Source organism: Caulifigura coniformis (genome assembly GCF_007745175.1).
In the GTDB taxonomy this organism is placed as follows: domain Bacteria; phylum Planctomycetota; class Planctomycetia; order Planctomycetales; family Planctomycetaceae; genus Caulifigura; species Caulifigura coniformis.
Genome location: NZ_CP036271.1, coordinates 4,361,865 through 4,375,481, shown reverse-complemented (window position 1 = coordinate 4,375,481; position 13,617 = coordinate 4,361,865). Strand labels below are relative to the sequence as shown.

Sequence of the window (13,617 nt, the reverse complement as noted above, 5' to 3'; positions counted from 1 at the left end):
GCCGCTGCTGAAATGATTGGGTTCTCGGAAAGCGATAATCCCGGGCGTATGACGTGGCACCGGGATCCTGACGCGTTCGGCGGCGTCGCCACGGTCTGAAAGGACGTGCGGCGACGGAGCCCGGTTTCTGAAAAGCCCCGCCGCCGCACGCTCGCAAGGTTTACCGCTTTTCAAAACGCCAGTTCGCGGGCCGTGACGTAGTCGAGCCCGAGATCGCTGTACCGAACTCGAAAGCCGATCGACACAGCGTCCTCGCCTGGCTGCGGAGAAGTGTAGGTGTGTCGGGCCGGAATGCCGTCGCTCATGAGCACGTCCCACGCCGCCTTCATCTTCCGCTCGAAGGCTTCCGGACCGTCGCCGAACAGCCGTTCGCGGATTGATTGAGGGTTGAGGGCGCTCTCGGAAGCCGACTGATTCACTATGCGGGAGACAGCCTTCGACCGGAGACCCGCTGTGGCCAGAGCTTCTTTCAGCGTCTTGTAGCGAGACGGCTCCGCGTCTTTGAAACGGACGAGCGGAGAATAGACCTGGTTCAAGAGAGGCCGGATCGTCGCGCCGGAGAGCATCAGGAAGGCCGGATAGCGGCCTCGTCCGTCCTTGGAGATCGAATCGAGCGATGCCGGGATGAGGGTCTTCATTGCCTTTCGAACAATCTGACCGGCCGCATGCGCCTGCGAGCTCCCGTCCGGGTCCGCGGGGCGATCCTCATCGCGACCCCAGCCCGGTGCCTGGAGGTCCTGCGCCCCCCGGGCGACGTACTCTTCGAGGTCGGCTGGCCGGACCTTCCAGTCGTCGCCGGCCCGAATGCCCAGGAGCCGTCCGCGGGCAATCAACCGCAGCACGTTGATCTGTTCAATCCGCAGCTCGGCCGCGGCTTGTTCCAGTGTGAGGAATGGGGATGTTGCGACGACGCCCGCCGCGGCCTTCGTGTTCTTGATCATGGTCACTTCCTTGCGAGAAAAAGACTTCCATTGAAGGGGGAAACTACTTCGGTCTGCGTTGCTCCCATACGCCGTAAATCCGCGCAGCGGTTTTCCCGGCGCAAAGCTGCTCGATGGGCCGGTCGGTCTTTTCGAGCTCGTCAACGAGGCGAGCCCGCAACTTGAACAGCGGGGTGTCGACGATGGACTGCATCAGCGAGGCCAGTCCCGGCCGTGCAGGCCGCGTCCCGGCCAGAATCGCCTTCCAGTGGCCATGATCCACTTCGAGCAGTTCCGCCGCACGATGCGACGAGATGCGGAAGACTCGCGCAATTTCTCGCGCGTTCCGAGCGGATTCCGGCTCGATCGGGTCTGGCTGAAACGTCGGGGTTTCGAACATCACCGCGTCCCTTGCAAGGCCTTCATCAGCTTCGCGACGGAACCGAGATGCAAGAGACCACGCTCGGCGCGGACAGCCAGTTCCCTCGCTTCGGCCGGCTTGCTGATGATCAAACGCAGATCGACCAGGTGCCGAGCGCGAGCCGGTGCACCGTGCTGCCATTTCCAGACCGTCTGGCGGTCGACGCCCACGAGCTGGCCAACTTGAGCGACGGAAAGGCCGGTCAATTCGCGAACCTTGGCCACCAGCCTCGGAGTCGGCATGTCCCGTTTGACCACACGTTTGCGAGTTGTCGTCTTTCCCATCGTGAGCTCCGCTGAAGTCGATCGATTGCCGCCGTACTCGCGGCCCCTGACACGGGCTGTCATAAAAGAATCCGAGGCGAAGTGATTCAGTCGCCCGGGACAGTCTGCAGCACGCCAACGAAGGTGGTCTTGCCGGCCAGTTGACCGCGGCGGCGCGCCGCAATGTGAAACGGCGGTCCATCGGCTCGAAAGTGCCGGTAACCGTGCATCAACCTCTCGCAATTCTGGCTCCAACTTGGACAGGCAACTGCAGCATGGTCCTGGGGCAGTCGGGCCCTCGACCCGGGTTCGATCCATATCGGAAGGATCGCTCATTTGTTGACTGCCTCCAGTTCAAGTTTCCGAAGCAATTGCTGTCGCACGTAAGGCGTCATCCCGCGACGTTGGAAGTGAGTGTGGAGTTCTCGGGAGACACGTTGCGCGAGGTCGTGCTGTTGGATGAGCGCCATGCTGTCGAGATGGGGGCCGAGCTCAATCTCACGTCTTGCCGCGGCGGATGCGTCAGCCTCGGCCTTTCGCTTTTGTTCGTCGTCCTGGGCCTGCCTCTTCTGCAGCTCGTCAGAACGTTGTTTCGACTGGATTGCCTTCGGTGCTGCTTGCGGCCAGCCTCGCTCGATCGCGATGTGATGTCGCGAATTCCTAAGTCGTTGAACTAGAGCGCCTGGCCCCCATCCGTTTCGTGGCGCGTGTTCTCGGAAATACGAGAGGATCGCGAGCACATGCTCCTCCGGCTTGGCCGCACGAGCAGCCTGAAGGGCTGCCCCTGGCCATTCGACTCCAAGTTCTGAAAGCTCCGCCGCCGCCCGGTCGACGGTCGCGACCGTCACGATTGGAGGTGGCGGTTCATTTGCGCTTCCATTAGTAGTCAGGTTTCCCCTCGTGGTCCCTGGGGCCCTCTCTCGTGGTCTCTGGGCTTGTCCGTTGTGGTCCCTGGGGCTTTGACTGGTGGTTTCTGGGCGGCGTTCGGGTTGAGAAGGAGCGGACCTCTCGTCAACCGCTTGGGACTCGGCAAATGGTGCGAGGTTGGACCAGCAGATCGTGCGGTGAAATCGAAAGCGGTGGCCACACGCGTCGCGAATTTCTTCCTCCATGAGGATCCCGAACTCGTCACGTAGAACGGCGATCGCTCTCTTGACGACGCTTTTTGAGTAGCACGCTTCTTTGGCAATGATCTCGATCGAAGCGAAGCAACTGCTTTTCTGGCGGGCATGGCTGTCAATGACGCGCAGAACTGACTTCAGTGCAGCTCCGCTGACATTCTTCCCACCCGGTGCTGGATAGGAACGCCCAAACACGGCCCCATCGAGCATTCGCAGCTGGTGGCCGCGAGCTGTGAAGTCCCACTCAAGCTGTCGGCGACGGTGGATTCCCGCCTTCGACGAACCGGCGGACTGCTCAGACAAGTGAGTGGTCAGCGGCCTTCTTGCCGATTGAGGCTCCATCCGTGAGAATGCTCCAAGTTTCGAAGTGGGTGGGGGCCGGTGTCAGCCGGCCTTCGCCGTTTCAAGCGTGCCGCGAATTGGGGCGCACTCACCCCAGCACGTCAGCGAAACGATTGCTCGCCGTGCTCTTCGAGATACTTGAGCCAGGCGTCTCCCGTCACGAAGCCTTGGTTCCCAACATATCGGACATCGAGACCGTTCCTTCGCGCGACCCGGATCGCGTGGCGGCCCATGTTCACAAGTTTCATGAACACTGGCAGCGGGTAAGAAACACCCGCTTGAATGACCGGCAATGCTTGAGCTACTGCCATCTTCGGAAGCTCCCATTGAACTAAGAATGGCCACCAGGTCGACGGTGGCCTGTTCGGGAGCTATCAGAGCTAATGCGGTTGCGAATTGAAGTAGGCGCGAGACGCGTGTCGCAACATTTCCCAGCCCGTCGCGTTATGTCGTCTTACGTCGCCGCCCGAGCAATGGAAGCCCCTCCTGTTTGGCCCACCGCTCGCACGCTTTCGTGAACGCCCGTACTGAAGGAATCGCTGTATCGTAGGTCTTTTCGTACGCCCTCTTTGCCTCTGCCGCCGACCATGCTCGGTGAGACGCCCAGAACTCGTACTGAAGCTGCTTTGGCTCTTTTACATCAGCGCTCGCTTCCGACTCCTGAGCGCGTTGTGGCTTGCAGTTGATGCTGACCAATAGCCGCTCCTGCAGCACGCGTCCGCGAAGTTTGCGGATCTCTTCAAGGTTCTCCATGATCGGTACAATCCCGTGATAGAGCACTTCGTTGAGAAGACGCGCCGCGGCGCCGTGAGCGGTCGCGTACACCCAGGTACGGTGGTCGCAAACAGGCCAGGTGTCAGGCAAAGAGCGGAATGATCGCACGATCGTCGCCTCTTCCGACAGCACGCGATCGCAAAGCTGCGTTTCCCACCAAGCATATTTCTCGAAGTCGGCGTCGGTGTCTCGGTAGGTCAAGCCGAATTCAGGATCACACAGCGGCTTTCCTTCCTGGAGATGCATCCCAAGACCGTCGTCCACTGCCGCGAGAAAGCCGTCAAGAAACTCGGATGCACTTTTGAAATCCCAAAAGGGCGGCACCGTCCCGAATGGCCGTTCATCTCTATGCCTTGAGAGAATGAGCTCGCCGACCCGTAGATGAGTTTGTAGCCGTTGTCTCTCCGCCGGGTCGGGTTCACTGGTCACCTGCTCGCGAAGCTGACAAATGCTGTCTCGGAGCATGGCATAGGCGATGCATCTGGAGACTCGCCCTGTGGTCACTTCGAAGCAGGTGAACAGTGCGGAAGCCGCCGTGCGCTGTGTCGTCTCGTAACCCATTCCTATTTCCCAACTCACCAGGCAGCCGACCGACGCTCGCAGGGGAATTGATTCGCTAGAGTCGGCCAGCACTGCGGGTAGTTACTCCCGCGAACCTGGAGTTACCTAGAAAGTTACCTAAAGCGGCTTGGTAGAGCGTTTCGCCCTCCGCGACCACCGCACGATGGTACGGCAATTCACAATGTTCGGAAGATCACCGAACGCTCATCGGCCCGGTTTCGAAGACTTAGGATCCAGTGGGGCAACCCGTGCAGGTTCGATTCCTGTCTCTCGCACTTATTCATCCGGGGCTCGCCTTCACCTGAAACTCCCCCGGCTGCCGGCCCGTGGCCACTCGACCTGGCGGGACGCAAGCTATCGCGATGGCGCCGGGGCGGTGACGAACGGGCGGCCGTCGTTCTGCGACATCAGGCTTCGGACGTGATCGAGTCGTTCCGCGATGCGGGAGGATGTGGTCATGTCCCACAGAGAGCGCTCCCTGAGCCTCAGGCCCAGGACGATGCCATTCCAGGCCGGCCCCCAGCCTGCTTCCGCGCACCACGCCCCCCAGCCCAGGTCGCCCGAGCTCGACCAGTAGTCCCAGCGGGCGTAGTCGAATGCGCGGAACCACGTTCCATCGACGGCCGGATGACCGGGTGCCCGAACCTGGATCCGGACGACGTATTCGGCCAGGCGGTTTTCAGCCGCTTTCAACGCAGGATCGTTCGTGGCGGCGACGGCTTCATGGAGGCCGATCAGCACGAAGTTCGTCGTATAGAGCTGGTCGGTCACTGGATCGCCGTTCTGCTGGAGCAGGGGCGTTTCCGTCGTTCCATAGGCTTCGTTGGATTTCGGGACCACAAAATGGCCCCCCGCGTTGCCGCTCAGTTGTTCGGGGATCGCTCCCGAGGGCTGTTGATGACGGAGCAGGTCGTCGCTGACGCGTTTCAGCCAGCCGCGGTGTTCAGCCGTGTCCTCCAGTCGGACAAGCCACGCCAGCGGCAGCAGCATGCGGGATCGGTCGAGATGATCGCCCCAGCGCCAGCCGGCCGGATAGTCCTGCATCGTTCGGCAAATGCCGGCTCGAGCCGTGTCGAGAAATTCCTGGTCTCGGGTCTGCCGGTAAGCCCACAGGTAACACGCCCACAGGTAGGCTTCAAATGACGGAGAAACGTTGACGGTCGCGGAATCACGATAGGCGCGCCACCCGCGTTCCTGGAGCTGCGGCATATCGATCCGGTCTCCTCGGAATCCCAGCCGGCCTGTCGTTCGCAGGTTCGCGTAGAGTGCCTTCAGAACGGCCTCATCCCACGCATCAGATTCCAGCGCTGCGGCCGCGACGATGGTCGCCAGCAGAACACGGGCGTTGTCGTCGCCGTAGTTGGCGACCTGCCAGGCGGGCGCCACGGCGCCCCACGCAATGAGACCAAACGACGGATGGCGCGGGTTGCCTCGGTCGCCTCGATGAAGTTCCGAGTCGACGTAGAGAAAGTTCAGAAGGTTCCGGGCGACCTGTCGACTTCGGTCGTCGTCGAAGAGGGCCCCATGCAGCGCCAGAACGGCGGCCGATTCCGCCTGGCAATCGGCACGGATCGGCGTCCGCTGCGGCTGGCTGCCATCGGGACGGATCTGCGAAGCATACCCTTCGAGAATGCCGTGGGAGCCGTCTCCGGCGCTGCCAGATTCCGCGTCTGTCAGTTCCTGGCCGGCCCGTAACAGGGCTTCGATCCTCGGACGCCGTTCCGCCGAGATGAGCAGCCCCGAGTTCCGGAACCAGTTCGCGCAGCGTCTCAACGCATCACGTTCAGCGGTATTGGGAAGCCTGTCCTCGGCGGAGTACGAAGGAGAGACCGTTGGTGTCACCTTGAGGGAATGGGGACTGCCGGCTGGATCGAGAGAGGCGAGCATGGCCCGCCAGATCGTGACCCAGTCGGCCGTGGGAGCCAATCGGGCCGTGACGAAGCCGCTCAACTTTGTTGTCGCGATCAGAGTCTGGTCATCCGCTCGGAACAGGAGCGGCGCTGCGTTGTCGGGAATCCCGTAAACGGCCGTGTTGAATCCGGCGACGCGTCCCAGGACCAGCAGTGACGGCCGGGGCGCGACCGGCAGGAACCGGCAGTCCTGCAATGAAACAATGCGCGATCCCGGGAGCCCGATCGCGGGATCATCCGCAGCCACGATCCCGCGCTCCCACTGCACCCCGCGCGCAGGACCGAACTCGATCCCCGGGACTGCGTCCGGATACTCCCAATAGAGCATCAGTTTTTTCTGCCGGACCTGCAGCACCGCCTCGCCGGTAACGGAAGTCTGTCGCTCGGGATAGCCGTCGGCCAGGACAAGCACCGCCGATGCGGGTGGTGCATCGGAGATCGCCGCTTCGGCCGAATCGAAACGCTGGTGCGGTGTTCCGCCGAGAACAAGGCCCCGGACAAGATCGTTGTCCGGACGGGCGACGACGCGCAGCGTCACTGGCTTCCTCGGGCCGGAGGAGGCCGGCTCGTCGGCGTGAATGATGGTCGTTCCCAGCGGAATGACCACCAGCCAAAGTGCCAGCCAGCAAAGCGACAGAACTTGCATTCAGGAACGCCTCTCTCGGCCTTGTCGGCCACGATCGCCGAACGATCCCTGCCGAGGGCATCCGGACCGGTTCACGCCTTCAATCGCCCGGCGCGTCATTTTCTCCGCAGCACGTACACGACGTCTTCCGTCGTCTCATCGACCTCCAGCGGGTCGTTCAGGTCGTACAGGAAGTCGAACGTCCCGGCGACTTCGAACAGGCCCACCTTGTGCAGCAGCCGCGCCATCTGCCGGGCGGTGTAGGTGCGGTAATTCATCTCGTCTTCGATGCAAAACGACTTTGTCGGAGTCTTCACGTCAAACCGGATTCCGAGCTTCTCGTTGCGTCCCTTCAGATCGAGTTCCTTGGTCCACATCCTCGATTTGATGGTGACCTGGCCGCGGCGAGCGGTCCAGCTTTCACCATCCATCCGCGGTCCCTCCGTGGGCGTCAGATGCAGTCCCAGAAGATAGATCCCGCCTTTGACCAGCGATTCGCCCGTGCACCTCAGGTGTGCTTCCATCGCCTTCTCGGTCGGCAGATGCCTCACCGTGTTGATCAGGTTGAACGCGGCATGAACCGGGCGCTTGAGCCGGAAGTCCGACATGTCCCCGACTTCGACCGTCTCCGGGAAGCCGAGCCGCTTCAGACGTCGGTTGCAGTACTCCACCGCCCGCGGATTGAGGTCGTTGCCGGAGACCTGGTACCCGCGCTTCGCGAGCTTGTCGAGCAACCGGCCCGTGCCGCATGCCGGCTCGAAAACCGTCTTCACAGGCCGCTTGCAGAATCGCTCGAAGCAGCCGATGAGGAACTTGATTTCCGCTTTCCAGTCCGCCCCGAACAGGAGGTCGTAGTATCGAGGATAGTCGTAAAGATTGCCGTAAATGACTTCGGGCATGGAGCGGGCCGATCGCGACGTACGAATTTTGAATGGGCAGGGGAGGGAGGTGCCCAGAGGCATCGACTCCGACGGTGGCTTCCAATCGGTTCGGAGGATATCACCACGCCGTCATGTCTACACCCAACGCCCGCCGCCGCCCGCCGTTTGAAATTGCGATTCACCGCTCGAGCCGCTGCGTCCCGCTGGCCGCCGCGCGACTGAAGTCGGTGATCCGCGCCGTTCTCGAGGATGAGCAGGTCGCCAGCGCTGAAATCAGTCTCGCCATCGTGGGCGACGAGGAAATCCACCGCGTCAATCGCGAGCACCTCGACCACGACTTTCCGACGGACGTGATCAGCTTCCTGTATTCAGGCAATCACGACCCGAATTCAGTAGCGGGCAAGGGGACGTCGAAACGTCGGGGAGCAGGACAGGCCCTTGAAGGTGAACTGGTCGTCAGCGACGAAACGGCCCGCCGCGAAGCGCCGAAACACGGCTGGACGGCCCAATCCGAACTCGAGCTGTACGTCGTGCATGGCCTGCTGCATCTGTGCGGTTACGACGATCTCACTCCAGGAGAGCGCCGCGTGATGCGCCGCCGCGAACGAGAAGTCATCGCCCGCATTGGCCAACCGGGCGCATAAAGAAACTCGGCCGCGATGTGTCGTCATCGTGGCCGAGTTCGATTCGTTCTGCACTCTGGCATCCCGGATTATTCGGGCTTCGGGGCGGACGTGTCTGTCGCAGCGGGAGGCGCCGCCTCTGGCGCCGCAGGCTCGGCATTGGGGGGATCGGCCTTCGGAGCGTCCTCTTTGGGAGCCTCTTCCTTCGGCGTCTCAGCTTTCGGGGCGCCTTCCTTCGGCGCATCCGCCTTCGGTGCGTCGACCGCAGGCGTCGCCGGCGGGGCAGTCTCGGCAGCCGGTTCGGTCATCGGCCTGGGTGCCGCACCGGGGCGGCCGCCGAGGCCGGGAGGAATCGCCGGAGCGTTGTCTCCGCCAGCAGGCGTCGTTTCCGGCTCGACCAGTTCGGACGGCTTGACGTTGATCGTGTCGAACACTTCGGCCGGGATGACGTAGTACCAGGCGGCAAACCGCTCGTTGAGGGCCTTCTCGCGGTCGCGAGCCTTCTTCAGTTTCTCGTCGAACTCGCCCTTCTTCACCTTGTACTCGTCCATCTCCTGCTCGTATTTGGCAAGGGCGGCTTCGTATTCGGCAAACGGATCCTTGGGCGCTTCCGTCTTCTTTTCGTCGGTTGCTGCGGGCGCAGCCGGGTCTGCCGGCTTGGCCTCCGCCTGCTTCGCTTCTTCAGCAGCCTTGGGCTCCCCGGCCGGCGTCTGCTCAGCAGGCTTTTCCTCAGCAGGCTTCGTTTCGGCGGCAGGAGTTTCGGGCTTCACCTCTTCTGCGGCGGGAGCCGGCTTCTGTTCGTCCTGCGGATCAGCGCCCGGCCCTGCAAGACTCACAGCCGCCCCGGCCGTTGAAGTGGAAGTCGTCTCCTTCTTTTCCTCAGCCGGTTTGTCAGCGGGCGGCGCCGCCTTGGGAGCCTCTGTTTGCGTTTTGGGATCGTTGAACCCCGGAATGCTCGGCTGTGACGGAGCGTCTGCCGGCTTCTCCTTCGGCTTGTATCCCGGAGGCGGAGTCGGCTTCACCGGTTCGACCGGCGGCTCGCCGAGGATCTTTTCGTTCAGCTGAACCGTCACGAACAGGAACCGGTTCTCCTTCTTCGGCTCCTTCGATTCGCCGTCGGCCTTCTTCTCGTCGGCCGGCTTTTCTTCCTTCTTCTCTTCGCCCGATTTCGCCTTCGCGGCCTCAAGCGCTTTCTTGGCTTCTTCTTCGCTCAGGCTCTTCTTGCTGCCGAACTCGATGTCGACGTCGTCGCCGAAGACCACCTTTCCGAATCGCAGGACATAGATGATCCCCTCCGACGTTCCTGCCAGAAAATCGCCCTCGTTGGAGACGATCCCTCCCTTGCCGTCGTCGAAGTAGCCCTTCTCCTGCATGTCGAGCATGTCGATCGCAGTGCGACGGGCCTTCGGATCTCCCTTGATCATCGCCGCGATTCCCGGCGTCTTCGGACGCACGCCGACAATCTTCATGTCGGCGAGGGCCGTCGTGATCTGGTTGACCACGCTCGTCTTCAGTTTGTCACCTTTCGGCAGCTCTTCGAGCTTCCATTCGTCGGTGGAAGAATCCCGCGACAGAACGCTGCGGTCGCCCTGGACGATCGCCCCCTTGGATTCATCGACGCTGTAGCGGTCGAGGATGATCTGGCGGAACGTGGCCGCCGTCGCGTCGAGGACGTTCGGCTGGATCCAGTCCGTGAACTTCGTCGACAGATCAGGCTTGATCTCGGCGATGTACACGCGATCTTCGTCGGCGCGGCGCACGTAATAGCGATCGGCGCCGGCTGCTTCATCTTTCTTGCCGATGATCAGGTCCGTCAGCACCGAATCGCCTGCCTTCAGCGTGATCCGGCTGCCGCGGCCCTCCGTCCCGCCGAGCTTGTCGTCCAGTGGATCGAGCAGGTTCAGTCGGGCATGGCTGTCGGCCGTCTCGACGACCAGCTGGCCGCGCGTCACTCCAATCAGCGAAGCGGCCGTGGTGGCGAGGCGGTCCTTCGCATCGGCGGGATAGTTGTGGTGCGACGGAATCCGCCACTGTCCATCCCGTTTCTCAATGATGAACTTGTCGACCTTGCTGTCAGCCGCGTTGTAGGCGGCGACTCCGAGGTACGTGGCCGACAGCGGGTCTTTGAAGTCCGGATAGAACTCCGTGCCGACATCCGTTTTCTTGGCGCCGACCACGGGCTGATACATCCGATGGGCGCCCGCGGCGACTGCCACAGAACATGCGGCCGCCAGGACAAACGCCAGCGTGCGATTGGCCGAATTCATTGCTTTCCACTCCTCGTCAGCTTCGGGCGATTGAGGATCTTGACCCTCGAAAATCCGCCTGCCGTCTGGATTCAGTGACCTGGTGAGACAGTCCGCTTCCTGAAAGGACTCAGTCCTCTTTCTTGACGAGCCGTTCGCCGACAACGCTCCGGCGCTCCTGCAACCGGCGACGACCGAACATGATCACGCCGAGAATGATCGCCGGAATCGGCGGCAGGGCCCAGGCGAGCAGCTTCACGCGGGTTTCAATGGCGTTCTTCCGCTCTTCCGCTTCGCGCTTCGCCTTGATGACTTCATCTTCGGCCTCGCGGCGGATCTTCTTCTCTTCGAGTTCCAGCCGACGCTGTTCCGCCCGCTGCGCTTCCTCCAGCCGCTGCGCCTTCACGGCGTCCGGCATCGACTTGTCGTCCTGGATCTTCGCGACCACTTCCACCAGCCGCTTCCGCGCCTTGTCGATCTGTTCCTCGGCCGTCTTGTTGGCCTCGACGATCTTCTCCTGCGTCCGCTGGACGAAATACCGCTGCTCGTCGTCGATGCGGGTCAGCGTGCGCTGGGCAGGCCGCCGGTTCCGCAGGGAGACGTAGTCCGAATTGCCGGCCAGCGTGTCGACGCAGTTCATCACGAACGGAACGTTGTCGATCTTCAGGTTCATCAGCTGCTGTTCCGACACCGAGAACATGATGTCGTGCACGAAGTCGACGTCCGCGATGAAGATCGCGTTCACGCCGTCCCCCTTCTTGAAGTCCTTCGACTTGATCGCCGCGGCCATGACGTGCTGCCGGCGATCCGGCTTCTCCAGCCGCGACGCCTGGGGATTCAGCTGCTTCTGGCCCCCTCCAAAGGGGAAACCGCCGCCGCTCACCACCAGTTTGTCGAAGTCCATCGATCCCGACACGCCCCGCATGCTGCTGATCAGCGGCGTGAAGTCGAACTTCGCTTCAGCCTCGGTCTTCTGCCGGATCTCACCACCGAACCAGACGATCATTTCCTGAAGCCCCTTCGTGATCGGGGATGACTGGCTCAGGCCCGACGTCTCGAAGTAGGTCCGCAGTTCGGGCGTCGTCGCGAGTTCGATCGGCGGAGCCGTCACGAAGATCATCGGCGGGTAGAACCGGTCGCCGAACTCCGGATGCGGATTCGAGAAGTCGAACGTGATGTCCCGCACGTCCCAGGCGACGCCCAGGGCGTCCATCAGCGACAGCGCTTCACCGCCATCGGCCTTCGGCTCGCCCGGCTGCTGTCCCATCCCGAACATCCCGCCGCCGCTCGACGGCTTCCGCGGATTGCTCGGCACGAGTTCCAGCGACTGGTCGACGAAGTATGGGATCGGGTCGTCGAAAACCAGCGTCGGCTGGCCCCGTTTGACGGCCTTCACGAGGTTGTCCATCTCCGGCTGCAGCAGCGACGACGGCATGACCGCGACGAGCACGTCGCAGTCCCCCTCTTTGATCTCTTCGGCCGGATTGATCTCCTTCACCACGTACTGCTTCTTGAGGTCCGTCACCAGCCGCCATTCGGGCCGCTGCTGGAACACTCTCTGATCCAGGCCGCCAAACACCCGGGCGTCCGTGGTCAGGATTCCGACGGTCGGTCGCTTTTCCCGGGCCACGGTTCCCAGTGCCCGCGTGAGTTCGAACTCAACCGGGGTTCCTTTTTCAAAGTACGGAATCACCACGCGGTCGTATCCGCTCGAGACGGCCACGCCGAGGTAGACGTCCATTTCCGTCACGCGGCCGGAACGCTCGGACTGCGTCCGGCGGCGTTCGATGCCTGCGGTGGTCGCTTCTTCCGATTGCTTGCTGAACGGGGCGGTGTCGACAATCCGGACGTCGATCTTCCCGCGTCCCAGCTGCTGGAACTCCTTGAGCAACGCCAGCAGATTCTTGCGAACCGTGATCAGTTCTTCGGGCACGTCCGGCGAGACATACGCCTGCATCAGCACAGGCTTGTCCTTTTCGATCTTCGAGATCGCGTTCCGCGTGGCCGGAGCAAGCGTGTACAGCTTCTCACTGGTGAAATCGAGCCGCCCCGAGAACAGCGCCAGCACGTACGTTCCGCTCAGCAGGATGACCGCCAGGCTCAGCGAGCGGACCACGAACTGCCAGCCCAGGCTGCGGGCGTTCTTGCCGCCCGCCCAGTGCCTCCGGGCAATCATCACCGAGTTCAGGTAAAGGAAGAACGCGGCCAGGGCGAAGAAGTAAACCAGGCTGCCGAACGGCACGACGCCGATTGTGAAGTCCCGCAGGTTCCCAGGCACGCTCACCGATTCGCGAATCCCCTGGTTGTTGAACATGCGGTCGAGGCCGACCCACTCCAGGGCGATCGGCGCGGCCGTGAACAGGACGCCCAGGATGAACGCCACCGTGGCGCTCGACGTCAGGACGGACGCGAACATGCCGGCTGCCAGGAGCGCCGCCCCCGCCACCCAGTAACCCAGATACGTCGCCAGCAGCTGCGAAAGGTCCGGGCTGCCGCAGTAGGCCAGCACCAGGATGATCGTGCTCGAGAACGCCAGCGCCACCGTGTAGATCGTCAGACCTGCCAGATACTTGCCAGCGAGGATCTCCCAGTCGTGGGCGGGGAGGGTGAACAGGAGTTCGTCCGTTCCCTGTTTCCGCTCATCGGCCCACAGCGTCATGGTGACGGCCGGAACGATGAACAGCAGCAGCCACGGGAACTGTTGGCTCAGCTGGTCGAGGTTGGCCTGGTTCTCGATGAAGAACCGCTCATTGAAGGCCAGCATGCTCGCGGCGACGACGAACACAGCGATGAACAGGTATCCGAGGGCCCCGGAAAAGTAACTTGCAACGTTTCTTTTCCAGACGGCCAGGATCACATTCGAGCGAAACATGGTGGGAATCCAAATTCGTCAGACAGGAATGTCTGGGAGTGTGTCGAGGAGGGAGCGG

The 13,617-nt window shown here is 62.3% G+C and carries 11 protein-coding genes; 1 reads left to right on the top strand and 10 read right to left on the bottom strand.

Going from position 1 to position 13,617, the window contains the following annotated elements:
* Nucleotides 1-170: 170 nt before the first annotated feature.
* The 8 genes from Pan44_RS17670 to Pan44_RS17640 all read right to left on the bottom strand — a co-directional run bounded on the left by Pan44_RS17670 (nt 171) and on the right by Pan44_RS17640 (nt 7,836).
* A complete protein-coding gene (locus Pan44_RS17670) occupies nt 171-941 on the bottom strand; it encodes a helix-turn-helix domain-containing protein (protein WP_145031498.1) in 771 nt (256 codons plus the stop codon).
* Between the two features lie 43 nt (nt 942-984).
* The gene (locus Pan44_RS17665) at nt 985-1,320 is read right to left on the bottom strand and encodes a hypothetical protein (RefSeq protein WP_145031495.1); all 336 of its coding nucleotides are present in this window, start codon (nt 1,318-1,320) and stop codon (nt 985-987) included.
* On the bottom strand, nt 1,320-1,625 hold the full coding sequence (locus tag Pan44_RS17660) for a helix-turn-helix domain-containing protein (RefSeq protein ID WP_145031493.1): 306 nt from the start codon (nt 1,623-1,625) through the stop codon (nt 1,320-1,322). Before Pan44_RS17660 ends, Pan44_RS17665 begins: the two co-directional genes overlap by 1 nt.
* A 311-nt stretch (nt 1,626-1,936) precedes the next feature.
* Nucleotides 1,937-2,452 carry a hypothetical protein gene (locus Pan44_RS17655; protein WP_145031491.1) on the bottom strand — a complete coding sequence of 172 codons (516 nt, stop codon included), beginning with the start codon at nt 2,450-2,452 and terminating at the stop codon, nt 1,937-1,939.
* Between the two features lie 716 nt (nt 2,453-3,168).
* Nucleotides 3,169-3,315: a hypothetical protein gene (locus Pan44_RS27465; RefSeq protein WP_197453417.1), complete on the bottom strand. Its 147-nt coding sequence runs from the start codon at nt 3,313-3,315 to the stop codon at nt 3,169-3,171.
* Between the two features lie 196 nt (nt 3,316-3,511).
* Nucleotides 3,512-4,402 (bottom strand): hypothetical protein, encoded by an 891-nt coding sequence (locus Pan44_RS17650; RefSeq protein WP_145031490.1) that lies wholly within the window; start codon nt 4,400-4,402, stop codon nt 3,512-3,514.
* A 354-nt stretch (nt 4,403-4,756) separates the two neighbouring features.
* Entirely contained in the window at nt 4,757-6,958 is a 2,202-nt protein-coding gene (locus Pan44_RS17645; protein WP_145031489.1) for a hypothetical protein, read from the bottom strand.
* Nucleotides 6,959-7,053: 95 nt separating this feature from the next.
* Nucleotides 7,054-7,836 carry a class I SAM-dependent methyltransferase gene (locus tag Pan44_RS17640; RefSeq protein ID WP_145031488.1) on the bottom strand — a complete coding sequence of 261 codons (783 nt, stop codon included), beginning with the start codon at nt 7,834-7,836 and terminating at the stop codon, nt 7,054-7,056.
* Nucleotides 7,837-7,949: 113 nt separating this feature from the next.
* Between Pan44_RS17640 and ybeY the strand changes: the two genes are divergently transcribed.
* Nucleotides 7,950-8,462, top strand: coding sequence for an rRNA maturation RNase YbeY (gene ybeY, locus Pan44_RS17635; RefSeq protein ID WP_145031487.1), 513 nt, complete (start codon nt 7,950-7,952; stop codon nt 8,460-8,462).
* A gap of 68 nt (nt 8,463-8,530) precedes the next feature.
* On the opposite strand, the gene Pan44_RS17630 is transcribed toward ybeY, so the two are convergent.
* A complete protein-coding gene (locus tag Pan44_RS17630) occupies nt 8,531-10,708 on the bottom strand; it encodes a DUF4340 domain-containing protein (RefSeq protein WP_145031486.1) in 2,178 nt (725 codons plus the stop codon).
* Nucleotides 10,709-10,817: 109 nt separating this feature from the next.
* The gene (locus Pan44_RS17625; RefSeq protein WP_145031485.1) at nt 10,818-13,559 is read right to left on the bottom strand and encodes a Gldg family protein; all 2,742 of its coding nucleotides are present in this window, start codon (nt 13,557-13,559) and stop codon (nt 10,818-10,820) included.
* Between the last annotated feature and the right edge of the window lie 58 nt (nt 13,560-13,617).